The organism is Pantoea sp. C8B4 (assembly GCF_051336905.1).
Lineage (GTDB): Bacteria > Pseudomonadota > Gammaproteobacteria > Enterobacterales > Enterobacteriaceae > Pantoea > Pantoea rwandensis_B.
Map to the genome: position 1 here is coordinate 202,330 of NZ_JBGMNK010000003.1, position 24,912 is coordinate 227,241.

22 protein-coding genes are annotated in these 24,912 nt (G+C 54.6%); 9 read left to right on the forward strand and 13 right to left on the reverse strand.

All coding sequences use genetic code 11. The features are described from left to right. Complete coding sequence (locus ACCW76_RS05610; RefSeq protein WP_045815994.1) at positions 1-1,422, reverse strand: sodium:solute symporter family protein; 1,422 nt, start codon at positions 1,420-1,422, stop codon at positions 1-3. Between the two features lie 254 nt (positions 1,423-1,676). Next, positions 1,677-2,582: a LysR family transcriptional regulator gene (locus ACCW76_RS05615; RefSeq protein WP_045815993.1), complete on the reverse strand. Its 906-nt coding sequence runs from the start codon at positions 2,580-2,582 to the stop codon at positions 1,677-1,679. Between the two features lie 84 nt (positions 2,583-2,666). Between ACCW76_RS05615 and ACCW76_RS05620 the strand changes: the two genes are divergently transcribed. Beyond that, entirely contained in the window at positions 2,667-3,737 is a 1,071-nt protein-coding gene (locus ACCW76_RS05620; RefSeq protein ID WP_038643556.1) for a tartrate dehydrogenase, read from the forward strand. A gap of 92 nt (positions 3,738-3,829) precedes the next feature. On the opposite strand, the gene ACCW76_RS05625 is transcribed toward ACCW76_RS05620, so the two are convergent. From ACCW76_RS05625 to ACCW76_RS05635, 3 genes are read right to left on the reverse strand one after another with little or no spacing between them, the layout of a single operon-like run. After that, on the reverse strand, positions 3,830-4,645 hold the full coding sequence (locus tag ACCW76_RS05625) for a carbohydrate ABC transporter permease (RefSeq protein WP_045815990.1): 816 nt from the start codon (positions 4,643-4,645) through the stop codon (positions 3,830-3,832). Then, on the reverse strand, positions 4,645-5,517 hold the full coding sequence (locus ACCW76_RS05630) for a carbohydrate ABC transporter permease (protein WP_038643559.1): 873 nt from the start codon (positions 5,515-5,517) through the stop codon (positions 4,645-4,647). The genes ACCW76_RS05625 and ACCW76_RS05630 overlap by 1 nt, the downstream gene beginning before the upstream one ends. A gap of 58 nt (positions 5,518-5,575) precedes the next feature. Then, positions 5,576-6,919, reverse strand: coding sequence for an extracellular solute-binding protein (locus ACCW76_RS05635; RefSeq protein WP_156150551.1), 1,344 nt, complete (start codon positions 6,917-6,919; stop codon positions 5,576-5,578). Positions 6,920-7,447: 528 nt separating this feature from the next. Between ACCW76_RS05635 and ACCW76_RS05640 the strand changes: the two genes are divergently transcribed. After that, a complete protein-coding gene (locus ACCW76_RS05640) occupies positions 7,448-8,047 on the forward strand; it encodes a GNAT family N-acetyltransferase (RefSeq protein ID WP_200680776.1) in 600 nt (199 codons plus the stop codon). A gap of 13 nt (positions 8,048-8,060) precedes the next feature. Further along, a complete protein-coding gene (locus tag ACCW76_RS05645; protein WP_436337982.1) occupies positions 8,061-9,152 on the forward strand; it encodes an ABC transporter ATP-binding protein in 1,092 nt (363 codons plus the stop codon). Positions 9,153-9,250: 98 nt separating this feature from the next. Here the strand turns inward: ACCW76_RS05645 and ACCW76_RS05650 are convergent, their stop codons facing one another. Both ACCW76_RS05650 and ACCW76_RS05655 read right to left on the reverse strand, forming a co-directional pair. After that, a complete protein-coding gene (locus ACCW76_RS05650) occupies positions 9,251-10,372 on the reverse strand; it encodes an ROK family transcriptional regulator (protein ID WP_436337983.1) in 1,122 nt (373 codons plus the stop codon). A gap of 26 nt (positions 10,373-10,398) precedes the next feature. Continuing rightward, entirely contained in the window at positions 10,399-11,274 is an 876-nt protein-coding gene (locus ACCW76_RS05655) for a BadF/BadG/BcrA/BcrD ATPase family protein (protein WP_436337984.1), read from the reverse strand. 266 nt (positions 11,275-11,540) lie between these two features. Between ACCW76_RS05655 and ACCW76_RS05660 the strand changes: the two genes are divergently transcribed. Continuing rightward, positions 11,541-12,701, forward strand: a complete 1,161-nt coding sequence (locus ACCW76_RS05660) for a Gfo/Idh/MocA family protein (protein WP_045815986.1) — start codon at positions 11,541-11,543, stop codon at positions 12,699-12,701. A 101-nt stretch (positions 12,702-12,802) separates the two neighbouring features. On the opposite strand, the gene ACCW76_RS05665 is transcribed toward ACCW76_RS05660, so the two are convergent. Next, a complete protein-coding gene (locus tag ACCW76_RS05665; RefSeq protein WP_436337985.1) occupies positions 12,803-14,041 on the reverse strand; it encodes an MFS transporter in 1,239 nt (412 codons plus the stop codon). Between the two features lie 417 nt (positions 14,042-14,458). Between ACCW76_RS05665 and ACCW76_RS05670 the strand changes: the two genes are divergently transcribed. After that, positions 14,459-15,058 (forward strand): hypothetical protein, encoded by a 600-nt coding sequence (locus tag ACCW76_RS05670; RefSeq protein WP_436337986.1) that lies wholly within the window; start codon positions 14,459-14,461, stop codon positions 15,056-15,058. Between the two features lie 283 nt (positions 15,059-15,341). Further along, the gene (locus ACCW76_RS05675; protein WP_038649714.1) at positions 15,342-17,732 is read left to right on the forward strand and encodes a glucose/quinate/shikimate family membrane-bound PQQ-dependent dehydrogenase; all 2,391 of its coding nucleotides are present in this window, start codon (positions 15,342-15,344) and stop codon (positions 17,730-17,732) included. A 143-nt stretch (positions 17,733-17,875) separates the two neighbouring features. On the opposite strand, the gene ACCW76_RS05680 is transcribed toward ACCW76_RS05675, so the two are convergent. The 3 genes from ACCW76_RS05680 to ACCW76_RS05690 form a co-directional block, all read right to left on the reverse strand. Beyond that, the gene (locus tag ACCW76_RS05680; RefSeq protein ID WP_436337987.1) at positions 17,876-19,087 is read right to left on the reverse strand and encodes an MFS transporter; all 1,212 of its coding nucleotides are present in this window, start codon (positions 19,085-19,087) and stop codon (positions 17,876-17,878) included. A gap of 111 nt (positions 19,088-19,198) precedes the next feature. Then, positions 19,199-20,089, reverse strand: coding sequence for a LysR family transcriptional regulator (locus tag ACCW76_RS05685; RefSeq protein ID WP_038643570.1), 891 nt, complete (start codon positions 20,087-20,089; stop codon positions 19,199-19,201). A 179-nt stretch (positions 20,090-20,268) separates the two neighbouring features. Next, positions 20,269-20,637, reverse strand: a complete 369-nt coding sequence (locus ACCW76_RS05690) for a helix-turn-helix domain-containing protein (protein ID WP_034826803.1) — start codon at positions 20,635-20,637, stop codon at positions 20,269-20,271. Positions 20,638-20,927: 290 nt separating this feature from the next. Here ACCW76_RS05690 and ACCW76_RS05695 point away from each other — a divergent pair, with 290 nt between their 5' ends. Together ACCW76_RS05695 and ACCW76_RS05700 are read left to right on the forward strand one after the other, a co-directional pair. After that, positions 20,928-21,587 (forward strand): response regulator, encoded by a 660-nt coding sequence (locus ACCW76_RS05695; RefSeq protein ID WP_045815982.1) that lies wholly within the window; start codon positions 20,928-20,930, stop codon positions 21,585-21,587. Continuing rightward, positions 21,584-22,942, forward strand: coding sequence for a sensor histidine kinase (locus ACCW76_RS05700; protein ID WP_436337988.1), 1,359 nt, complete (start codon positions 21,584-21,586; stop codon positions 22,940-22,942). The genes ACCW76_RS05695 and ACCW76_RS05700 overlap by 4 nt, the downstream gene beginning before the upstream one ends. Here ACCW76_RS05700 and ACCW76_RS05705 read toward each other — a convergent pair. Next, positions 22,929-23,198, reverse strand: a complete 270-nt coding sequence (locus tag ACCW76_RS05705) for a hypothetical protein (RefSeq protein WP_436337989.1) — start codon at positions 23,196-23,198, stop codon at positions 22,929-22,931. The genes ACCW76_RS05700 and ACCW76_RS05705 overlap by 14 nt on opposite strands. 286 nt (positions 23,199-23,484) lie before the next feature. On the opposite strand from ACCW76_RS05705, the gene ACCW76_RS05710 reads away from it, so the two are divergent. Then, positions 23,485-24,345 (forward strand): nucleoside-specific channel-forming protein Tsx, encoded by an 861-nt coding sequence (locus tag ACCW76_RS05710; protein ID WP_436337990.1) that lies wholly within the window; start codon positions 23,485-23,487, stop codon positions 24,343-24,345. Positions 24,346-24,460: 115 nt separating this feature from the next. On the opposite strand, the gene yjdN is transcribed toward ACCW76_RS05710, so the two are convergent. Continuing rightward, complete coding sequence (yjdN, locus tag ACCW76_RS05715) at positions 24,461-24,892, reverse strand: VOC family metalloprotein YjdN (protein WP_045832351.1); 432 nt, start codon at positions 24,890-24,892, stop codon at positions 24,461-24,463. Between the last annotated feature and the right edge of the window lie 20 nt (positions 24,893-24,912).

Genomic DNA, 24,912 nt, shown 5'->3' on the forward strand with positions numbered 1-24,912 from the left:
TCAGGCTCCACTGTTTTGCATTGAAGATTTTGGTGCTTTTTTGTCGTGCGTTTGTGCCGAAGGGATCAGGCGATCAATCACCATGATCACTGCAGGCGTAATCAACGCCACATACATATTGTTGATGCCGAACGGATCGCCGAGTAGATACCAGACGGTGGTGACCACGCAGGCCCCAATCAGACCGGCATTCGCCCCGCGCGTACTTTTATAGAACGGCAGGTAGAAGGCAATAATCGCCACCACCGAGATCGACAGACGAATCGCGCGGGTGAAGAAGGAGAGCTTCAGCACTTCGGGGACGAACAGCACCAGGATTAACGGCAGGAAACCAATCAGCAGCGACAGCCAGCGCGTCATACGGAATTCACGTTCTGGCGTTGGGTTGCGATACGGCACATAGAAATCTTTGACCACCAGCGAGGCAATCGCCAGCGCCACAGTGCTGACACTGACGAAGATGGAGGCCACCAGCGAGGTGGTCACAATCCCGGCCAGCCATGGGCTCATATCCTGCAGGAACACCGGCAGTGCATACAGGCTTTTGATATCCGGATGCAGGTACTTCGCCGCCACGCCAATTAACGCAATGGCAATCGCAATCGGCATGCAGAAGAAGAAGGCAACCCAGGTAGCGCGCTTGGCGGATGCGGCACTTTTGGTGGAAGCGATGGCCTGAATCACAAACTGGGTGCAGAAAATCGAACCGATGGTGCCAATCATCCAGGCAAATATGGTGCTGGCCCCAATGTTACCGTCCCACGTCCAGTAGAAATGCGGCATCTCTTTGATCATCGGGCTAACGCCGCCGGTCATATGCAGTGCGACGCCGAGAATGATCAAGATACCGATATATTTCAGTCCGCTGTGCAGCAGCGTTACCCAGGCAATACCCTTCATGCCACCGAACATAAAGTAGAAGGTACTGACGATTGCGGTGATCACGGCCGCCGTGGTGAGATCGAGATTCAACACGGTCGAGATCGCCGCTGCGCCGCTCACATAGTTCCCCACATTCACCAGCAGCAGCGCATAGATCATGATGAGGGAAATGATGTTCTTGGTTGAGTTGCCGTAACGCTCAGCAATCGCACCCGAAATGGTGATTTTTCCGGTGTTGTAAATACGCTTAACCAGCAGGAATCCGAACAGCGGGAAGCCAATCGCGGCACCAATCACCGACCAGGATGCGGCAAACCCACCTTCAAACGCCGCCTGGGCGGTACCAATGGTCGATTTCGCGCCGATGTACTCAGACATTAACATCACACCCACGACAAAAGCCGGCATCACGTTGGATCCCGCCATAAAGTCGCCGCTGTTTTTGCTGCGCAGACGCCAGGTCAGCCAGGTGGTAAACAGAATATACGCGATGACGATCCCGACAATAATCATCATCCCTTCTGCAGAAAACTGTTTCATTTTAGCCTCATTGATAACGTAGGGTCGTGGCCTGCGCTGGGCTTCACGCATGCCGTTAATGAGGTTGCCTGTTTTGTTATTTTAGTGTCTATGCACAAAGGCACCCCTGTTTATGCTCATTGATTTATTTCACTCACATTAGAATGAATTCACGCACAAGCAGGGCAATTTATAGGCTAAACAGCAAATGATTTGTTTGATCATGCTCACAAACAGTCAATGATGATTATAAATAATCAAATATTACTTAATAGTTACAAGGCGGACTGCAAAAAATCGACAAAGGCGCTAATGCGGGCGGGTAACTGACGCTGCGGCCGCCACACGGCAAAAATATCCCCGTCCACGCTGCTCCATGCTGGCAACACATGCAGCAGATCGCCGCGTTCAATCATGTGCTGGGCATCCCACCAGGAACGCAACAAAATGCCGTGCCCATCCATCGCTAACTGCATCGCCACTTCGCCATCGTTGGTGATCAAACTCCCCTGCACCTTTTGCGTCACCTGCTGCTGGCCATGACTCAATCGCCAGAGTGCGAAATCACTCTCGTACTGCCGTAGCAGAATACAGTTGTGCTGCGACAGCGCCGCAATACTGTCAGGCAGGCCGTGACGCTCCGCATAAATTGGGGCGCAGCATAGCACGCGCGGATTAGTGCGTAACTTACGCGCGATGAGCCGTGCATCGGGCGGTTCGCCAATGCGGATATCAATGTCGATGTGCGAATCGATGAAATTCAATGGCTGGCTGCTGAGTTGTAATGACAACGAGACTTCAGGATGCAGCGCAGCAAAACGGGACACGCAGGGGGCAACATGGCGGCGACCAAATCCAAATGAGGCGTTAATGTTCAGGCTGCCACGCAACACCGCCGCCTGGCTGCTCACCGACTCCTCCAGCTCTGCCAGTTGATCCAGCAACGGGCGAGCCCCTTCCAGATAGCGTTTTCCTTCAGCGGTGAGCTCCAGTCGCCGTGTGGTGCGTTTCAGCAGTTGCACCCCCAGACGCTGTTCAAGGTGGCTGAGGCGTTTGCTGACGGCGGGCAGAGATAGCCCGAGTTCACGCGCCGCAGCGGTTAAACTCTCCAGCGCTGCGACGCGCACAAAGAAGGCCAGATCGTCGGTGGAGGTACGCGATTCTCTACTTTTATTCAACATTGGCTTGCCGCTCAGGCTAATTATTTCCCGGTGATGCATGGTTATACTGCGTTCAGAACATCAACAGCAACCTGCGAGAACCCTATGAGCGGCAAAACCTACAAAATCGCCGTCATCCCTGGCGATGGCATTGGCAAAGAAGTGATGCCAGAAGGCATCCGCGTGATGGATGCAGCGGCAAAGAAATTCAATATTTCTCTGGAATGGCAATGGTTTGACTTTGCCAGCGCCGAGTACTGGCAGCAGCATGGCAAGATGTTGCCGGATGACTGGTTCGCCACTCTGAGCCAGTTTGATGCCATCTATTTTGGCGCGGTGGGCTGGCCAGATGTGGTACCGGATCACGTGTCGCTGTGGGGATCGCTGCTGCAGTTCCGCCGCGAATTTGATCAGTACGTCAACCTGCGTCCGGTTCGCCTGATGCCGGGCGTCAAAGCGCCGCTGGCCAATCGTCAGCCCGGCGATATCGATTTCTACGTGGTGCGTGAAAATACCGAGGGCGAGTACTCGTCGGTGGGCGGTACCATGTTCCCTGGAACCGACCGCGAGGTGGTGATTCAGGAGACGGTGATGACGCGTACGGGCGTCGATCGCATCCTGAAGTTTGCCTATGAGTTAGCGCAGAAGCGTCCGAAAAAACACCTGACTTCTGCCACCAAATCCAACGGCATTGCTATCACCATGCCATATTGGGACAGCCGCGTCGAAGCCATGGCGCCGAGTTACCCGGAAGTGAAAGTCGATAAGTATCATATCGATATTTTGACGGCGAACTTCGTGCTGCACCCGGACTGGTTTGATGTGGTGGTGGCCAGCAACCTGTTTGGCGACATCCTGTCAGATCTCGGCCCGGCCTGTACCGGCACCATCGGTATTGCGCCTTCCGCCAACATCAACCCGGAAGGGAAATTCCCCAGCCTGTTTGAACCGGTACACGGCTCAGCGCCGGATATCGCGGGCAAAGGCGTAGCAAACCCGATTGGACAGATCTGGTGTGGTGCGATGATGCTGGAGCACCTCGGTTACGCTGAAGCGGGTGCCGCCGTGCTGGACGCGATTGAACGCACGCTGGCTGCCGGCAATAGCCTGACGCGCGACCTCGGCGGCAGCGCTTCAACAGAAGAGTTGGGTGTGGCAATCGCGGCAGCGTTGTAAACCGATTTGACGGGCACGTCCGCTAACAACGCGGGCGGCCCAATGGCTGCGCCCTGTAATATTGAACGTTGCAAGTTTTCGTCAAGCGTATCCTACTTCACCGCCCCTTCCGTCACACCACTGATAAACTTACGCTGGAACACCAGGAACACCGCCACCAGCGGCAGAATCACGATCATCGCGCCCGCCATCAGCACCGGAATATCAATCGTGTTTTTGTTCTGGAAGAACATCATGCCGATTGGCAAAGTGCGCAGTTCATCCTTGTTGACCAGAATCAGCGGAATCAGGAATTCATTCCACGTCCAGATAAACAGCAGCAGTGCCAGCGTCGAGAGCGTGGGCCAAATGGCAGGCACCAGAATGCCCCACAATATCTTGCGCCTTGAAGCACCATCCATCACCGAGGCTTCCACCAGCTCGCGCGGCACCTGTTGCAGTGCAGTGGCAATCATCAGCGTGGTAAACGGCAGCGATAAGGCAATTTGCGGCAGGATCAGCGCCAGATAAGTATTCGTCAGCCCCATCCAACGCAGTTCGTGGTAAAGCGGAATAATAAAAGCCTCGCTCGGCAGCACCATGCCTAAGCCCAGCATCGCTGCTATCAGCTTCTTACCGGGGATTTTCAGCCAGGCAAAACCAAATCCTGCCAGAATCCCTAACAAAATACTGCTGAGCACCACCGGAATCACCACCAGTACCGAGTTCATAAAGTAGACGTTGAAGTGCCCCTGCTGCCAGGCCGTCACGTAGTTTTTGAAGTTCAGCGACGCAGGCAGTGTGAACACGCCCTGAAACAGCTCCATCTGGGTTTTGAATGAGGTCATCAGCGCCATTAAAAACGGCAGGATAGTCATTAACGCGACAATCCAGATGAGCGCGCGAGAAACAACAGGCGTACCGCGCATCAGTGACGCTCCCGGATAGCAAAGTGAATACAGGCGTTGATCATCAGCACAATCAACATACTGAACACGGCCACCGCTGACGCGTAGCCGAAGTAGTGCAAATCAAAGCCCTGCTTATACATAAAGATGTTGGTCACCATGGTCGAAGTGCCCGGCCCGCCTTGCGTCATCACATACACCAGGTCAAAGGCCTTCAGGCTGGCAATCACCGTCAGCAGCAGCGCAATACGCAATTCCGGACGCAGCGAAGGCAGCGTAATACGCATAAACTTCTGGCGACGCGAAGAACCATCCAAATCAGCAGCTTCCAGCAGCGAAGGATCCATGCGCTGCAAACCGGCCATAAACAGCACCAGACAGAATCCGAAGAAATACCAGGTGGCAACAAAACCCACAGCCGGTAACGCCCAGGTGAAATCCCCCAGCCACGACAACGCCAACTGCGGTAAACCGATGGCGCGCAGGAACTGATCGATAGGACCAAACGCCGGGTTATATAACCAACGCCACACCACGCCCAAAACCGCCATCGGCATGATATACGGCAGGAAAAACAGAATACGCAGCACGCTGCGCTCTTTGCCGTTACGCGTTTCATACAGGAAGCTGCACAGCAGTAAACCGACACCAATCGGCAGCAAGGTATAAAACAACATCAGCAGCGCATTGTTGCCGAGCGCCACCCAGAACACCGGGTCCTGGAACATACGCACGTAGTTACTGATACCGGTGAAAATCGGCAGGGAAGTACCATCCCACTCGGTGAAACTGATGCCGAGCGAGGCCAGCAGCGGCAGGAGTAGAAACACCGCATAGACCAGTACGGCGGGCAGAAGATAGAGCGCGTTGCGCCAGGCAGATTTGTTCAGCATAACCTTACTCGCTTGCAGGCTAATTCACGGCCCGGCATCGTCGCCGGGCCGGACGTCATCAGTGCTTCAGGGTTTTCAGGTAACGTTGATAGTTGTTGTCGAAATTAGTGACCATCTGCTCCGGCGTCTGTCGTCCTGCCAGTAACAACTGCACGTTCTGATTCAGCTCAGCATTCATGGTCGGCGTGGCCCAATCCAGATAATGGCCGAGGCCATCATGCTCGTTGAGGGTTACCCATACCTGATACGCCTCCGCCAGCAACGGGTTATCCGCTGGGATTTGTGCATTCTTGCTGGTGCCCGCCGGCAGGAAGCCGACTTTCAACCAGCGGTTAGCCATCTCGTCGGAAACGATGTAGTCGATAAATTTAGCCGCCGCATCCTGCTGCTCTTTGGTTTTTGCCGTGTTGGTGATCGAGAACGCCAGATCGGTGCCACCCACCATCAAGGCATGCTGCACGCCCTCACCCATCGGCATCGCTGCAAAGTGCACATCTTTATTGTCTTTGAACTGGCCGAGATACCAGGTGCCGCTCACCAGGAACGCGGCCTGCCCATTCTGGAACAGGGTGGCCGCATCATCATGGCCAATGCCTTCAAAGCCGGGGAAGAAGTAGCCTTTGTCTTTCCAGCTCTTCATCATGCTCGCCGCTTTCACCAGCTTGTCGTCTTTGAAGGTGCCACCCACGTCGTAAATCAGATCATCGAGGGCTTTGCGATCTTTGCTCTCAATCTGTGCTTCCCATACGGTACTCAGCAGCTGTTGGCCCATATTACCGTCCAGCAGGCCGAGCATCATCGGTGGCGTGCCCGCAGCTTTCAGCTTCTCCATTGCCGCTTCGAGTTCAGGCAGGGTTTTCGGTACGGCAACACCCGCCTTGTCCAGCAAAGCCTTGTTGTAATACAGCCCCACCATTTCACCGAGGCTGGCGACACCGTAAAGCTGACCACTGCCAAAGTCCTGCTTATCTGACCAGCGGTTACGCTTGAGGATCGAGTCCGGGAAGCGCGTGGTCCAGCCATAGGTTTTGGCGTAGTCGTCCAGCGGCCACAGCAGTTTGTCTTTCACCAGCGAACCCATATCGCCACCGCCCTGATTGACCTGGGCGATTTGCGGGCCATCACCGGCGGTCAGCGCCAGCTTCAGTGGAATACGAGTATCTTCAAAAGAGTGCACCGAGCGCTGAATGGTGATGCCCGGATTCTTTTGCTGGAACGCTTTCACCGCTTCATCCACCGCCTCGGTCTGCTGTGGATAGTTATAAATATCCCATTCGTTCAGCGTCACCGCTTGCGCCGTCGCCAGGGTTGCACCGAGCAAGATCCCGGCTGAAACCAGACGCGATACCACGCGCAGTGAGCTTTTCATACGGGACGGACGTTTGGTTGAATCACACATCATGCTCGGTTTCTCCAACAGATGACTGGCATCCCTTCATTGCGACACCTGCAGGTCCTGGCAGGTTGATTCAGCAGCAATAACGACGTTAATTCATACTTACTTTATGCACAAAAGAAAGTCAAACACCCTCACTGCGGAATTTTTGCTCTGTGATACAGTGCAAATTGTGAGAAGAAAAGCGGACTACACAGCAGAGAATCCTGTCTGTCAGACGCAAAAGCGTACACCTGAAGATGACTCACACCTGCTGCCAGCATAATTCACTCACGCTAATCGACAGCATTAACCTACTGACAGACCATATGAAAATTCTATAGTTAATGTGATGTTCGACAGGCTGCGACGGTTAAATCAGCGCTGAACGCAGGCGGCATAGGCTCTGCGCCGCTATAGGCGGACATTTGCGTGATAGCTCACCACCAGGATTTACCTCCGTGTTGTGCGGTCGCGCAATTATTACACCTTGAAAACTAAGTCAGCTTTATTTACCGTAAAATCTGTTCATCTCATGACCACAGAGGCTCCACCATGACGGCTAAAGGTGTTATTCGCCGAACCCGCGAGAGCGATTTTCCAGCCCTGTCGCGTATCTGCTTAGAAACGGCCAATGCGGGAACTGACGCCACCGCGCTCTATTCTGACCCGGCGCTGCCGGGCCTGCGCTTTGTCATTCCTTACGCACGCTTTGCACCCGAATTTTCCTATGCACTTGAAATAAATGGGGAAGTGATGGGCTATGCGGTGGCGGTGGCAGATACACGCGCCTTCGAAGCAGAACTGAATGCGCAGTGGTGGCCGCCACTGCAACAGCAATATCGCGATTACACGCCGCGCGCGCCACTCGACAGTAAAGTCCTGGATGCCATCCTTCAGCCGGATGCCGCTGCAGAGCAACTGGTGGCGCAATGGCCCGCGCATCTGCATATCAATCTGCTGCCGCCAGCGCAACAGGGCGGCTGGGGAAGAAAACTGATTGAGCAGCTGTTGCAGGATCTGCGCGCCGCTGGCGTGCCGGGTGTTTATCTGGGCGTGAGTCTGCAAAACGAGAAGGTGTGCGGCTTTTATCAACGTCTCGGTTTCACGCCGATTATGCGCAGCAACGCCATTTACATGGGTCAACTACTCTGATTGAGGCCTCACCATGACCAGCCTGCACCTGCAAAGCGTTAAAAAGTCCTACGACCATGTGAATGTGATCCACGGTATCGATCTCACTATTAACAGCGGCGAATTTGTGGTGTTTGTCGGCCCTTCCGGCTGCGGTAAATCGACGCTGCTACGCATGATTGCCGGGCTGGAGGAGATCAGTGACGGCAAGCTACTGATTGAGGGCGCAGACATGACGCACCAGCCCGCCACCGAGCGCGGCATTGCCATGGTATTCCAGTCTTATGCGCTCTATCCGAATATGACGGTGCGCGGCAATCTGGCTTACCCGCTGGAAGTGATGAAGAAATCCAAAGCAGAAATCGAGAAAGCGATTAACCAGACGGCCGCGCGCCTGCATCTGACAGAACTGCTGGATCGCCTGCCACGTGCGCTCTCCGGCGGCCAGCGTCAGCGTGTGGCCATCGGCCGCGCCATTATCCGCCATCCACGCATTTTCCTGTTTGATGAACCGCTCTCCAATCTGGATGCTGAGCTGCGGTTACAGATGCGCATTGAGATCGCTCGCCTGCATGCCTCTCTGGGCAACACCATGATTTATGTCACGCACGACCAGCTGGAAGCGATGACGCTGGCCGACCGCATCGTGGTACTTCGTCAGGGCAAAATTGAGCAGGTGGGTGCACCGATGGCGCTGTATCACGATCCCGACAATCTGTTTGTCGCTGGGTTTATCGGTTCACCGAAGATGAACTTCCTGCAGGCGGAAGTTGCCACGGTCGCGCCAGGTGCCGTGCAACTGCGCGTGCCTGCCTTAGGCATTCACACGCTGACCATGAAGATAGATGCAGCCTGCCATGAAGGACAAAAAGTCACGCTGGGGATTCGACCCGAGCATTTCTCTCCGGCGCAGCAGGAAACCGATACGCTGAGCTTCAGCGCCGATTTGTCATTCAGTGAGATGCTGGGGCACACCAACTATCTTTATCTGGATATCGGTGAGGAGAAGTTATTGGTGATTGAGGAACGCAACGCGGCAGAGCATGAGATTGGCGACCGCGTCAGTTATCAGATCAATGCTGAACGCGGGATGTTGTTTGATGAGCAAGGATTGCGCCTGCGTTAGGCGCCTCAACGAAGCAAGCGCCGTGGTTTTGCTACAGCGCCCTCTCTGAACAGACGGTAAGTTTCGATTCCGTGCGCGCCACGACTCAGATTGCCGTTTTAAGGCACCGTCTCTTCATCGGCCTGCGCCGCCAGCAAATCTAACAGCTTATTCACCGCAAAGCCTGCCGCCCCTTGTGCCCACATACGATTCGACTCGGTGAGGAACTGCAGCGGCGTCATCTGCGGCGTGATCTTCAGCCGGTAGGTCTGGAAACTCTGCGTGATATGGTCGAGCAGGATGCGCGATGCCATCTGCGGCTCCATCGCCAGATACACCACGTCAGGATCATAAGCCACCGACAGATTCGCCAGCGACATGCCCAGGTGCTGTCCGGCTTCCGCCAGTGCACTGAGCACTTCAGGCGTGGGCTGGCTATCCAGATCGCGTAATGTCTGCGGCAGCGCCTCTTTCAGAGAAACCGCCACGCGCTGCAAAATCGCTTGTGATGAGGCCACATCTTCCAGCAATCGCTCAGAACCATCACCGAGCAATGACACGCCAATCTCTCCGGCTTTACCATGACGGCCACGATAGAGCTGGCGGTCCAGCAGAATTCCCGCCCCAATACCTTTGCCAAAAGTGGCAATCACCGCGGATTGCGCATGGCCCAGTTGACCAAACACCAGTGCGGCCATGGCTAACGCATTGGCATCATTTTCGATAAAGACCGGCAGCGAAAAACGCTCTTCCAGCAGGCGCGCAATCGGCAAGTTGTTCCAGCCCAGCGCGCGTGACAACACGCAAACGCCGTTGCTGGCATCCACCAGACCTGAAAGCGCCAGCCCAATGGCACCGACTTTCTTTCCTTCCACGCCACGCAAAAACTTCGCCAGCGCGTCACCCAGTTGTTTAGGAGTCATCGCGCCGGACGGGATCTGCTGCTCGCCGATGATGTTGCCGCTCAGGTCGGTTAAGACAATCAGGTTGCGTTCGGCATTAAGTTGAATGCCGACTACGCTGGCGTGATCCGGATTGAGGCCGAGCAGTGTTTTCGGTCGTCCCATTGAGACACGACGCAGCCCCAGCTCCTGCACAATACCGCCGGACAGCAAACGATTAGTGGCCTGCGATACCGTAGACATGCTCAGGCCGCTACGAACTTTAAGATCAGACTGGCTGATTGGCGCATTTTCGACAATCAGGCGCAAAATGCGTGCAGTTACGTTGGGAGCGCTCATGGATCTCTTTTTTAAGTTGGAAGAGGCTAAGCCGGTTGCTGGCTGAACTGGCTGGCAAGGCGCAATGCACCGCTTAAGGCATCACCCTGCGGCGGGACAAGCTGCGCGGCAATGTCGGCGGGTAACCAGGGCTGAATCGGCACCGCGAGTCCCCCCATCAGGGCCAATTTGCCGTGACTGCGCGCCAGCAAGGGCTGCACCATCTGCACGATATCGGCAGCGGCCTGCTGCACCAGCGCAATACCATGAGGATCGCCCTGCTGCGCGGCGGTAAAGACCTCAGGCACCACACTGCCCCATTCGGCGGGTGTTGCCTGCTGTGACCAGAGTAACATCTGTTCCGGACTGTGTTGATGCAGCGCCATGATGCGTTCAGTCAGCGCCGAAGCAGGCACGATAGCTTCGTGCGCCAGCAGCGCTAAGCGGCGTGCCCGGCGCCCAAGGATGGCGCCTGAACCGGCATCTGACAGGGCAAAACCCCAGCCGCCCAGCAGGGTAAACTGCGCGCCGTCCCAGGCTGCGCCCTGACTGCCCGTCCCGACAATCAACACCGCGCCGGGTGCACCATCGTGCGCCCCCGCACAGGCGATTTCGACATCGGTAAACAGATAACGCGCCTGACAACGAGGCTGCCAGCTTTGCAGCCGGGAATGCACCGATGCCACATTGGCACCCGCTAAACCTGCCACCAGCAGGGTGCGGTCACGCGCATCAGCAGCAAGCCCCGCTTGTTGAAATAGCGTGTCGATGACCGATTCAATGGCGTTGATGGCGGCATCATACTGCGACCAGACATTGGCGGGCCCGCCCGTCGCTTCCGCCAGCACGCGGCCAGCGTGGTCCGTCAGGCGCCCGCGACAGTGCGTACCACCGCCATCAATACCCAGCAAAAGTGATTGCACGCGCTTCCTCCTGCCTGCCACCAAGGCATGACGCTTATAGATGTGCGAAAGATAGGGGAAAAAAACTTAAATCGCAATCACAAATAAATACGCATTCCGTATAGTTAATTAATGTCCATTTAAAACATAAAGATAACAAAAAACACCAATTTGAGATCGGCGTTATGGATTGACATTAGTTTTTCTGCCGTAATAAGTTAACGGTCAGATTATCAGCAGCCTGATGGGTCGGGCAGCTAACCAGCAACGGGCTTCAGGGGTACAACATGAAAGTGGGCATTATTGGTCTGGGCTTTCGTCTTTCTCATGTCGTGAAAGAGTTCAACAAAGCTGACGCAGAGTTCTCCGTGGTGGGTTACGTCGATCCGGCTCCCGCTGGCTTGCCGAATCTCCACACCTTCGGCATTGATGCCGGGAAGGCGTTCGACAACGTGGATGCGCTACTCCAGCACGGTGGGTTCGATCTGCTGCTGGTCGGGTCACCCAACTTTATGCACCTTGAGCATATTCGCCAGGGGCTGGCCGCCGGTTACACCGTGTTCACTGAGAAACCGGTGGTGATCAATGAAGAACAGACCATGGCGATGGCACAGCTGGTGCAGCAATATGGGCATGAGCGTATTCTGGTCGGCTTAGTTTTACGCTACTCACCGCTGTATCACGATCTCTTAAACGCGCGTGACGAACATCGCCTGGGCGAGATCACCTCAATCGAAGCCACGGAACACATCAAGCCTTACCACGGGGCCTTCTTCCAGCGAGACTGGCGACGTCTGGAAAAATACGCCGGTCCTTATATTCTGGAAAAATGCTGCCACGATATCGATCTCTATCAAGGATTAGTCGGTGAACGCCCGGTGCGCGTCGCCAGCTTTGGTGGGCGTAAAAACTTCACGCCGCAACATGCACCCACCGGGGCTGTCACACCGCAATCTGAGGTGTATCACGTTAAACCCAGCGGCTGGTCAAGCACGGATGCGGTGTTTGATGGCGATGCCGACATCGTCGACTACCAGACAGCGCTGATCGAATACGCCAATGGCGCAACGCTCGCCTTCCACGCCAACCTTAACGTGCCGGATGAGTTTCGGCGTTTCTGCGTGATGGGCACCGATGGCATGGCTGAGGGTGACTTTGTGCGTAACTACTTCCGCGTGCACAACGCCCGCACTGGCGAGCGCGAGGTCGATACCACTTACAGCGGCAATGCCTATGACGGTCACTATGGTGCCGATGCGTTGATGGCTGAAGAGATCGTCAAACACATTAAACAGGGAACGCCACTGAAAGTCTCCGTGGTGGATGCACTGGAAGCGGGCCTGACCGCGATTAAAATCGATGAAGCACGAAAATCGAAAACCGTGGTGGATATGACAGACAGCTGGAAACAATTTGACGCCAGCCTGGGGAAAACCGCGACCGTTTAAGGTCAACCTCCCCGCGCAGGTCCCCCTTTGCGCGGGGCTTTTCATGGCATTGCAGAGTGGTGACATCATTAACCGGCTCGCGAGCCGGTTTTTGTTGGCGCTTATCCTGCGTTTTCGTTCTCCAGCTTCTGCCGTTTGCGCAGATGCGGGAAAATCGTCATCCAGACCGCCACCACCACCAGCGTGCCAATACCGCCAAGCGCTGCGGCAGGCACCGCCCCCATCCACGCTGCCAGCATGCCTGACTCAAACTCACCAAGCTGATTTGAGGTATTAATAAAGATGGCGTTGACCGCATTCACGCGACCGCGCATGTCATCCGGCGTATCCAGCTGCACCAGCGCGCCGCGAATCACCATGCTCACCATATCGAACCCGCCCAGCGCGGCCAGCGCCAGCAGAGACAGCCATAATTGCGTGGAGAGCGCGAACACCAGCGTAGCCACACCAAAGCCCGCGACAGAACCAAACATAATCATGCCGACGTGCTTTTCCAGCTTGTGGCGACTCAGCCACACGCCAACAATGAGCGCCCCCACAGAAGGCGCTCCGCGCAGCATGCCTAATCCCCAGGGGCCGGTATGCAGAATATCCTGCGCGAAGATCGGCAACAGCGCGGTGGCGCCACCCAGTAGCACGGCGAACAGATCGAGAGAGATCACACCCAGCACATCTTTGCGCTCACGAATAAAACGCACGCCCGCAAACATGGTCGTAAGATTCATCGGCATACGCGTTTGAGGTTGACGTTCATAGCGGAGGCGGCTGACCAACACCAGCGAGAAGAGATAAAACAGGGCTGAAACGCCGTACACCACCTCGGGGCCAGCCACATACAGCAGACCCCCTAAGGTTGGGCCGACAATCACCGCAGCCTGACCGCCCACCGAACTCGCCGCCATGGCACGCGCGAGAATCGGTGGAGGAACCAGCGCAGGGAGCATGGAGGTGATCGACGGCCACTCCAGCGCTTTAGCAACAGAGATCAGAAACACCAGTCCCCAAATTTCAATTTTATCCGCCCAGTGCATCAGCGTCAGTGCCACCAGGCCAAGCAGGGCTAGCCATTCAATCAATTGCCCGACCAGCACAATGCGGCGGCGATCAAACTGGTCGGCGAGATGGCCGGCCGGCAGAGCCAGTAACACCGAAGGCAGGAACTGCATCAGGCCAATCATCCCTAACGCCATCGCGCTGTGGGTAAGGGCGTAGATTTGCCAGCTCACCGCCACGGAGAACATCTGGAAACCAAACGATGAACAGGTGCGTGCCAACCAGAAGGCGACAAACGACCTGTGCCGCAACAGAGAGTCTTCTGCTGCGGATAACGATGAAGCCATATTTTATCCCATCCTAAATCAGCATCCGGCCAGCGTCATTGCACCAGCCTGGTGAAAAGCCGTCGAACGGCTCTCATTATCATTTTCCGGCCACAGAGTGCGACATCTGACGCTGGCAAGCAATGGCTAGCCGTGCGCTTTAAAAACAGTTGCTTATCTAAAATTTAACTAAGCATAGAGTTCTGAATATTAGCAGGCTGATTGTTTTCACCTGAAAATATCTGAATCATTCCAGAAATTCCAATAACTCAATATTAAATACATCTTTTAACCGCCATATCTCTCTATCAGAGACAGCTAAAAAAGGTGACCTTAACAAACAATTCGATCTATATTGGAAGCGTAAAGATCACAGCAACCTTGCCGTCCTTATAATAATTAAGACGTTCCAGTTAATTAATTTATTCATAGAGATAAATGGAAAACAGTTCATACAATCCTTATGTTACTGAGCGTATCCGTCGCCTCGACGGCGCACTGATGGGCGTGTGTTATTCAGCCCCCTTTATGCATTGTGAACAGGAAAGCACAGCATTACTTAACGGAAGCAACATAATTTCACTGCACAATCAGTTGCCCGATACGCCCGAGCGAATAATTATCCCTTTAGTGGGAAATAGTCTTGCGCGCTTTTTACAGTCGCCGGAAAATTATCCCAGCCTGCAATTGGAAAATGTGTCCCTTGCCATCAATTATGCCAGTTTAGTTAAGGATGAAGCGGCATTGCGAGAGGCCGCTCAGCATCACGCATTCTGGCTTTATGATTTGGCTCCGCCAGGAACGTGCTGGAAGAATATTGCCTCTTTTCCCTTTAGAGGAATTGTTCTGAACGATGATTTCTTCAATGATAATTATCTCAAGTTCAGCTTTCCCTTTTTGCTCGGCTCCTGCCGCGAAAGAGAAGCAGAGGTGATATTACGTACTCCGCAATTAGCTCTGCCGTTGTCTGTCTATGAAGACCTGCAACTTTCAGGTTGGCAGGAGCAACGCACCAGCAGCACCCTGTTTGAAGTGTAAACGCTTACACGAAATTCCGACTTTTGCCGTTATGTCCCGATCTCTTCGGGCATAACGTTAGAATCTCCTCATAAAATGTCGCACTACTACCATTCCACAAGCGCAAAGCACTAAAAAAATCAAACCCGTTAACGTTTTTAAGATAAAATTTAACGCAAAGGGATCATCTGGCGTAACGGAAGCGCTGCGATCGAACATTTTAAGTCACTTCGTACTCTATGTCGGGAAACAACCTAATGCGTTGTTTCCTTTTAAGTTTATGGCAAAGAAAGAGGTTAATATTATGGGGAAAGCTTCCTCATCTTTTGGCGTGATTCGCTTTTTGACGGTGCTGTTCGCACTGCTCACGGGCGCATTTATGCTGGTAGGCGGTGTATGGCTAGCCGCAATTGGTGGTTCCTGGTACTACGTTATTGGCGGTGTGATTATGTTGATCACCGCTATCCTGCTGTGGCGTCGTAGCGGCGCAGCGATCATGCTGTATGCACTGTTGCTGTTGGCAACGCTGGTGTGGGGTGTTTGGGAAGTCGGTTTCGACTTCTGGGCGCTGGCACCACGTACCGATGTGCTGGTGATCTTCGGCATCTGGTTGATTCTGCCGTTTGTATATCGCGGTCTGAATCACGCAGGTAAAGGCGCGCTGGGTCTGATGGCCGTTGCGCTGATTGCCAGCGTGCTGGTGCTGGCGTGGGCAGTGTTCCACGATCCACAAGAGCTGAACGGTGAAATTCCTGCTGCGGCAGATAATGCCCCGCAAGCGCAGCCGCTAAGCAACATCAAGGATGCTGACTGGCCTGCTTATGCCCGCGATCAGCAAGGCACGCGCTTCTCTCCACTGAAGCAAATCAACACCGGTAATGTGAAAGAGTTGCAGGTTGCCTGGCAGTTCCAGACGGGCGATCTGAAAACCCCGAACGACCCAGGTGAAATCACCGACGAAGTGACGCCGATTAAAATCCGCGACACCCTGTATCTCTGCTCGCCGCACCAGATTCTGTTTGCGCTGGATGCGAAAACCGGTAAGCAGAAGTGGAAATTTGATCCGGGCCTCAAACCGAATCCAACCTTCCAGCACGTGACCTGCCGTGGTGTTTCGTATCATGAAATGCCTGCTGCTGCCGATGCATCTAATACCCAACCTGCGCTGTGCTCGCGCCGTATTTACCTGCCGGTAAACGATGGTCGCCTGTTCGCGCTGGATGCGGAAACGGGTGAACGTTGTGCCGCGTTTGGTAACAACGGTGAGCTGGATCTGCAGCACAAACAGCCCGTACTGACCCCAGGCCAGTATGAGCCGACTTCACCACCGATCATCACGGATACCACTATCGTGATCGCGGGTGCCGTCACCGATAACTACTCAACCCGTGAACCGTCTGGCGCCATTCGTGGCTTTGACGTCAACACCGGTAAACTGCTGTGGGTGTTCGATCCGGGCGCGAAAGATCCTAACGCGATTCCAGATGATGAACACACTTTCACCATGAACTCGCCGAACTCCTGGGCACCGGCGGTCTACGATCCAAAACTGGATACCGTATTCCTGCCAATGGGCGTGACCACACCAGACATCTGGGGCGGTAACCGCACGCCTGACCAGGAACGTTTCGCAAGCAGCGTACTGGCCCTGAACGCCACCACCGGTAAGCTGGTGTGGTCGTATCAGACCGTGCATCACGATCTGTGGGATATGGACCTGCCGTCACAACCGACGCTGGCCGATATCACTGACAAAGATGGCAACACTGTTCCGGTGATTTATGCCCCGGCCAAAACCGGTAACATCTTTGTACTGGATCGCCGTACTGGTAAGCCAGTTGTCCCCGCACCGGAAACCCCAGTGCCACAGGGCGCTGCGAAAGGTGATCACGTATCCCCAACTCAGCCGTACTCCGAACTGACCTTCCGTCCGAAGAACAACCTGACGGACAAGGACATGTGGGGCGCGACCATGTTCGACCAGCTGGTGTGCCGCGTGATCTTCAAGCGTCTGCGCTACGAAGGTCCGTTCACCCCGCCGTCTGAGCAGGGTACGCTGGTGTTCCCAGGCAACCTCGGTATGTTCGAATGGGGCGGTATCGCGGTAGATCCACATCGTCAGATCGCGATTGCGAACCCAATGGCGCTGCCGTTTGTCTCTAAACTGGTGCCACGCGGTCCGGGTAACCCGATCGAGCCACCAGCCGATGACAAAGGCGGTTCAGGTACTGAAACCGGTATCCAGCCGCAGTACGGTGTTCCGTACGGCGTGGAACTGAATCCGTTCCTGTCTCCGTTGGGTCTGCCATGTAAACAACCGGCATGGGGCTATGTCTCAGCGGTTGACCTGAAAACCAACGAAACCGTGTGGAAAAAACGTATCGGTACCGTTCGCGACAGCGCGCCAGTTCCGGTACCGTTCAAAATGGGTATGCCAATGCTGGGCGGCCCAATTACCACTGCCGGTAACGTGTTCTTCATTGGTGCGACGGCGGATAACTACCTGCGCGCATTCGACACCAACACCGGGGAAATGCTGTGGCAGGCACGTCTGCCAGCCGGCGGCCAGGCAACACCAATGACCTATGAAGTGGATGGCAAGCAGTACGTTGTCATTGCGGCGGGTGGTCACGGTTCGTTTGGCACCAAGCTGGGCGATTACGTCATTGCCTACGCACTGCCAGATGCTAAATAAGTTTCTGGTTTGATGTGATAAAGGCGGGCTGCAAAGCCCGCCTTTTTTATTGTCTTACGGCCTGCATCTCCAGCCGAAACCCAGCCTAAAGTGTATCCAGAAAGACGTTTTATAAGCTGTTCAAAACGCAGAGCCTTGCGCCGCTAGCGCTTTTTTAACACTCGCGCATTCAACAGCGCGCACAGCGCCATGATCACACAGGTCGCCAGAAATACCGGGCGCATACCGAAAGCACCGCCGACAAACCCGCCAAATAAGGGACCTGAGACCTGGCCGACGTATTGTGCCGAGGTCGAATAACCCAGCATTTTCCCCACCTGCCCCTGCGGCACATTATGGCGAATCAGCGCCGTCACGCACGGCATCAAACCACCCAGCGCCATGCCCATCAGAAAACGCAGCAGCACCAGTTGCCAGGCTTGGGTGATAAATGCCTGTGGGATCAACAACAGGGCACAAACAACCAGGCCGTAAACCAGCACACGCCCATGCCCTACCCGATCCGCCAGGCGTCCTAAACGCGGAGCCGAGAGAATACTGCCCAGCGCAGCCGCCGCCATCACCACGCCCGCCGTCACGGTAATCGCATGATCGCCCTGCACGAATTGACCGATATACAACGTGATAATCGGTTCAATCGACATATTGGCGAAAATAAGCAACATACCGGACAGCCACATCAGTCGCACCAGCGGCAGATTGACCGGTGTTTCGCTCTCATTGTGGGTTTGCGCCACTTTTTTACCCGGCTGACGCGGTGCTTCTTTTAATAAAAAAGTCGTAGCAAGGAAGGCGAGGAAAATCACGGCACCAGTCAGCCAGAAAGTGTGGCGAATCCCTATCAGTGGTGGCAATACCCCGCCCAGCAGTGGCCCCACCACGTTGCCCGCCATAATGCCGGAGGACAACACACCCAGCGCCCAACCCGTCTGCTCTTTTGGCGTTTGCGCCGCGACCATGATGGTTGAACCCGATGCGTAGCCCCCCAACAATCCCGCCAGCAAACGCAAAGCAACCAGTTGCCACGGCGCCGTCGCCATACCAATCAGCGACATGGCAACCGCCATCCCGAGGCTGGCACGGATCAACATCAGTTTGCGGCCATAGCGATCCGCCAGTTTGCCCCACAACGGCGCGGTTAACGCGGCGCTGAGGAAAGTGGCACCATACGCAGCACCCGACCAGCGTGCAATCGCTGCAGGTTCCTGCACGCCAAGTTGCTGCACATAAAGTGGCAGAAATGGCAGCAGCAACGTCATCGCCACAATTGTGCTGAACGAACCCAGCACGCAGACAAACAAATTACGCTTCCAGTGTTGCTGCTCAGGCGCTAACACGGTTGATGATTGCGACATAGTGATTCCCTGTTATTGCTTTTTTTAGCAGGCTAACAGGGGAGCACGACTTAAAACAGGGAGGGAGGGATATTTGCCAACCAGCGCAGTATTGTTGCCAGTAAACAACAATCAGTTGCCGCTGAGTGCCGTGATCAATGCATCACACAGTAGCGTCACGGGTGATGAGGGTTGCGGCTGCTCTTTAAGCAACAAATAACTGTGTAAGCGGTCCATTTGCCATTCGGGCAGTACCTGTTGGATTTCACCCCGCCGCAGGGCGTCCTGCGTCATATACGCGGGCAGATAAGCAATGCCGGTGCCCGCCAGCGCCGCATTCAGCAGCGCCATGCTGTTGTTGGCACGAAAACGGCTGTGCACATCCAGCGCCAGCCGCTGTTTTTCACGACGAAACGGCAGTGCGGCCGTGTGCGCGGGGCCGTGAAACAGTAACAAATCATGCCGCGTCAGGCGTTCAGGATGGTCGATAGCAGGATGCGCCGCCAGATAATCTGGTGTGGCATAGAGTCCCCACTCGATGGTGCTCAGTTCGCGATAATTGGCCACTTCCGGCGCACGCGCGCGAATCACTATCGCCACATCTGCGCTGGGCTGCGGATCGTCGCTGGTGGTCAATTCGAGATCGACGTTGATATGAATGTGGCGGCGGATAAAGTCATTCAGAGTGGGAACGACGCACTGACAGCCAAAGGTAATCGGTGCCTGCAAGCGCACATTACCCGCGGGCAGTTGATGAACCTGCTGCACAAACGCATCGGCGCGGTGCATCTCTTCCAGCATGCGGGTACAAAACGGATAATAAGCCTGACCCAACTCGGTCAATGCGACTTTGCGCGTGGTGCGCTGCAACAGTTTGATGCCGAGCCGTACTTCCAGCCGCGCGATTTCGCGACTGACATGCGATTTAGAGACGCCTAAGGTGCGCGCGGCTTCGCTAAAGCTTTGCCGCTCAACGACGCGCGCAAACAGCATCATGGCGGTGAGATTATCGCTGTTGTCCATGTTCTCTGGTGGGTAACAAACGGAGAACAGCAGCTTAAAAGTAAAAGCCGCAATAAGCACCGAATTTAATCAGCGAACGTGGTGGAGCGGCGTAATTTATCGCGCAATCCCTTCGCGATTTACTGCGCAATAAATTGCGCCGCTACGTCTTCTGTGCAGATCAATCTCAGCGTCATCGATCAACTGGCCACCGCCAGCGGGAACAACAGACGTTCCTGTTCAACGCGGCGCTGACGACGCAATTGACCCGGCGTGACGCTGAAATAGTTCTTAAAGGTGCGGGTATACGCCTGCTGCGTATCAAACCCGTAGCTCATCGCCACCTGCAAAATCGCTTCGTCGCTGTTGATCAGCGTGAGCGCTGACTCAGTTAACCGACGCTGACGGATGTACTCTGCCAGAGAAAAACCGGTGTGCTGACGGAATAGACGCTGCAGATGCCAGCGGGAGTATCCCGAGCGGCGTGCTACTTCATCCAGATGCAAATCGTGACCTAAGTTGTCTTCAATCCAGTCCAGCAAACTACGGATAAATTCGCGCTGATTCATGGGAACCTCCTGCTTCGACAAAATGTCCAGTGCAGTCACTGTAGCGCGTTAAATTTATCCCTTAATTAGCAGAAAATTAGCGCAGAATTAGCAAGGGGGAAAACGCGTACTCCGTCTAAATCATTCCAGCGGCAGAAAGGCAGTAAGAGTAGGAATCCTCGGGAGCTTGCCTAAGTCAGTCTCGGGATAAGCGCTCACCGCTCACACATCTGTAGCGGGAAGTATGACGGAGGGTAATTCTGGCCTAATTATCTGGCGTTACACTGCGTCCATCAGTTTGGGAGAACACTATGCGTGTGCTGCTGGTAGAAGATGATGAAATGATTGGCGCCAACTTGCAGCAGGCGTTAGAAGCGGCAGGTTGGTCAGTGGACTGGGTGCGTGATGGCGTCTATGCCTCCAATGCCTGGGCCGACGGCGGCTACACCTGCGTGCTGCTCGATCTCGGCTTACCGCGTGAAGACGGTATTCACGTGCTGAAGCGCGCACGCACGCGAGGCGACATGACGCCCGTGCTGGTGCTGACTGCGCGTGACACGGTGCAACAACGTATTCAGGGTCTCGACAGCGGCGCCGATGACTATTTGCTTAAACCCTTTGATCTGCAAGAGGTACTGGCGCGCATGCGTGCAATCACCCGACGTCGTCACGGAGCGGCGGATTCCCTGTTAGGCAGTGGCGATGTGCAGCTGGATATGATGACGCGCGAAGTGCTGTATAAAGGACAACGCGAACAGCTAACCGCCCGCGAATATGCCCTGCTCTACGCCCTGCTGGAGCGACCGGGCGCGATTCTGTCACGCGAACAATTAGAGAACCGCATTTATGGCTGGGGTGAAGAAGTCACCAGTAACGCTGTTGATGTGCTGATCCACGGTATGCGCCGCAAGCTCGATAACGAAGTGATTCGCAACGTGCGCGGTTTAGGCTGGCGGGTACCGGCAATATGAAACCTTTCACCTTTATGCGATCCCTGCGTAACAAACTGCTCGCCACGCTGGTGCTGCTGCATCTGGCGATGATCGGCGGCGTGACCTGGTATTTCTACCACTGTTATGGCGACATGATGGGCACCATGAAGGACGATCAGCTCGCCAAGATCGCCGATGCCTGGTCTTCCAGTCAGCGTATGCCCGCGTTAATGCCTATGGTGATGCAGCAAGAGAAGCTGAAAAGCACTTATATCGTTCAGCTGTGGGACACCAACAATCATCTGCGTGCCAGCTCATGGCCTGCCTTACAGGCCCCGCTGCAGGCGAAAAAAGGCTGGTCCGACTTAAAAGTCGGCGACTGTGGCGATGACTGTGACTGGCGCGTGTATACCCGCCCCGGCGAACTGGGCAGTGAAATCGGAAACATTCAGGTACTGCACAACATCGGCTATATGAAGAGCCTGATGGTGAAACGCGTGTTGTCCGCCATCATTCCATTGATACTGATGATGCCGCTGTCACTGCTGGTGATCTGGCTGGTGGTGCGCGCCATCACGCGGGATTTACGCGTCGCCTCGCGGCAAATTGCCGCACAAGAGACACTGCATCCGCACGCGGTGTCGCCGGATGGCTTACCGGATGAAGTGCTGCCGCTGGTGGCGGCCTACAACTCATTGCTGGATAAACTGCGTGCGGCATGGTCATCACAGCGCCAGTTCCTTGAAGATGCCGCCCATGAACTGCGCACACCGGTCACCGCGGTCACCTTACAGCTGGAAAATCTGCGCCAGCACATTCAGCCGGGTGAAGCCAGCCGTCAGTTTGATCAGCTGGAAGCGGGCGTCACACGGACGCGCCATCTGGTAACTCAGTTGCTGAATATCTCACGCCAGGAAGATCAGTCGGTGGTGGCCACGGTGGAAACCATCCAGCTCGATGATCTGCTGAAAGAGAGCATTGAGCAGTTGATGGTCGTCGCCGATAAACGCGGTATTGATATCGGTTTTAATGGCACCACGCACTATCGCCTGCACGCCAGCCGTTCCGATTTGCGTAGCCTGTTTGATAACCTGATCGGCAACGCGATGTTGCACACCCCGGAAGGCAGCCTGGTGGATGTACTGCTGCATCGTGTTGGTAATCACACGGTGGTGGATATCGTTGATAACGGGCCGGGCATGCCGGAATCCTTTATCGAACGCGCTTTTGATCGCTTCACCCGTTCGCCAGATGTGCAGGCGCAAGGCAGCGGTTTAGGTCTGTCGATTGTGCGCAGCGTGGCGCAGAAGCATCAGATGCAAGTCGCGCTGTCTAACTGCCATAACGCCCAGGGGCAGATTTCCGGCCTGCAGGTACGCGTTACCTTGCCATGACCAACGTGTCGCTACCGCCTTGAATATCAAGCGTGGTAGCGGCGGAGGTATCGGCTATTGGGCTTTGAGCTTTGAGCTTTGAGCTTTGGGCTTTGGGCTTTGGGCTTTGGGCTTTGGGCTTTGGGCTTTGGGCTTTGGGCTTTGGGTCATTTTCCACATCATTAAACTCCCTCGGCACGCGATGAATCACATATTTTTCCGCTATTAAATTCCAAAGACGCACGATGAATCGTGCCGCCCTATCCTTTATCCGCATCTGACCTCTTTGCCACCGTACGCGACAACGTAAACGGTTGCGGGGTTCCGTTCGCCACACAGCATTTATGTGATCATAATCACATATTCAGTGAATCAAAATGCAACACATTTTGACAAACGTGATCAAAATCTATTTCCTATCGCTCTGTTACAGGCACATTACGCACATTTGAAAATTCGGCGATTCAGACCGGATAAAAACAACACACGGCCCATCCCCTGGGATCGATTTCACTCGATTGCGGCGCAACCGCAGCAATCACTAGCATGTGGTTAATAAAATAATGAAATTTAAAGCATTGATAGCAGGGGCCTTACTGGCCAGCAGCTGGACCGGCGCGGCACAAGCGGCAGACAGCGATCCGCAGTATCTTTCAGACTGGTGGCACCAGAGCGTTAACGTGGTGGGCAGTACGCACACCCGCTTCGGACCGCAGTTCAACAATGACGTGTATCTCGAATACGAAGCCTTTGCTAAAAAAGACTGGTTCGATTTCTACGGCTATGCGGATTTGACCAACTTCTTTGGCGTGGGTAACAGCAACGCTAACGGCATTTTCGACCACGGTTCGCCGCTGTTCATGGAAATTGAGCCACGTTTCTCAATTGATAAACTGACCGGCACCAGCCTGGCATTTGGTCCGTTTAAAGAGTGGTACTTCGCAAACAACTATATCTATGACATGGGCCGCAACGCTTCACAGCGTCAGAACACCTGGTACATGGGTCTGGGTACCGACATCGATACCCATAGCGATATCGGCCTGTCTCTGAACGTTTATGCTAAATATCAATGGCAGAACTACGAAGCAGCAAACGAAAATAGCTGGGATGGATATCGCTTCAAAGTGAAATACTTTGTGCCGATTACCGATCTGTGGGGCGGCAAGCTGAGCTACATCGGCTTCACCAACTTCGACTGGGGTTCCGATCTGGGTGATGCTTCTGGCCGTACCAGCAACTCGATCGCATCCAGCCATATTCTTTCGCTGAACTACGATCACTGGCACGTTTCTACCGTGGCACGTTATTTCCACAATGGCGGCCAGTGGGCAGATGGACAGGAGCTGGACTTCGGCAACGGTCCGTTTGAAGTGAAATCGACGGGCTGGGGTTACTACCTGGTTGTGGGTTACAACTTCTAATACGCTGATGCTATAGCGGCGCAATTTTCGCGTGTTTCTGAAGCCTTAATATCGCTTCAGAAGTGCATTAAATTGCGCCGCAACCTGTGCTGACGGGCTGTAAAAAACCGGGCCGTCAAATTTGCGGTTTATAAGCATTCACCATCCAGGGCACCCCGAATTTATCGGTAAACATGCCAAAACCGTGCGCCCAAAACGTCGGTTCCCACTTTTTCGTCACTTCCCCACCCGCTGACAACGCATCAAACCAGCGTTTTCCCTGCGCTTCATCTGGCGTGGATAGGCTCACGGAAAATCCGGCGTAGTCTGTTTGCTGTGCACCATCGCTCATCATCAATTCACCTTGTCCGATACGCAAATGGGCATGCATGATTTGTTCTGGCGAGAAGGTCACGCCAGAGGGGCAGCCTTCATCCTCAACAGGGGTTTCATCCGGCATGTCACCGAAGGTCATTTTGAACAGCAATTCGCCGTCAGTGGCCGCGAGATAAAAGGCGATCGCCTCTTCACAGCGGCCGTTGTAAAACACATAAGGTGTAATTTGCATGGTCAGTTCTCCACAATTGG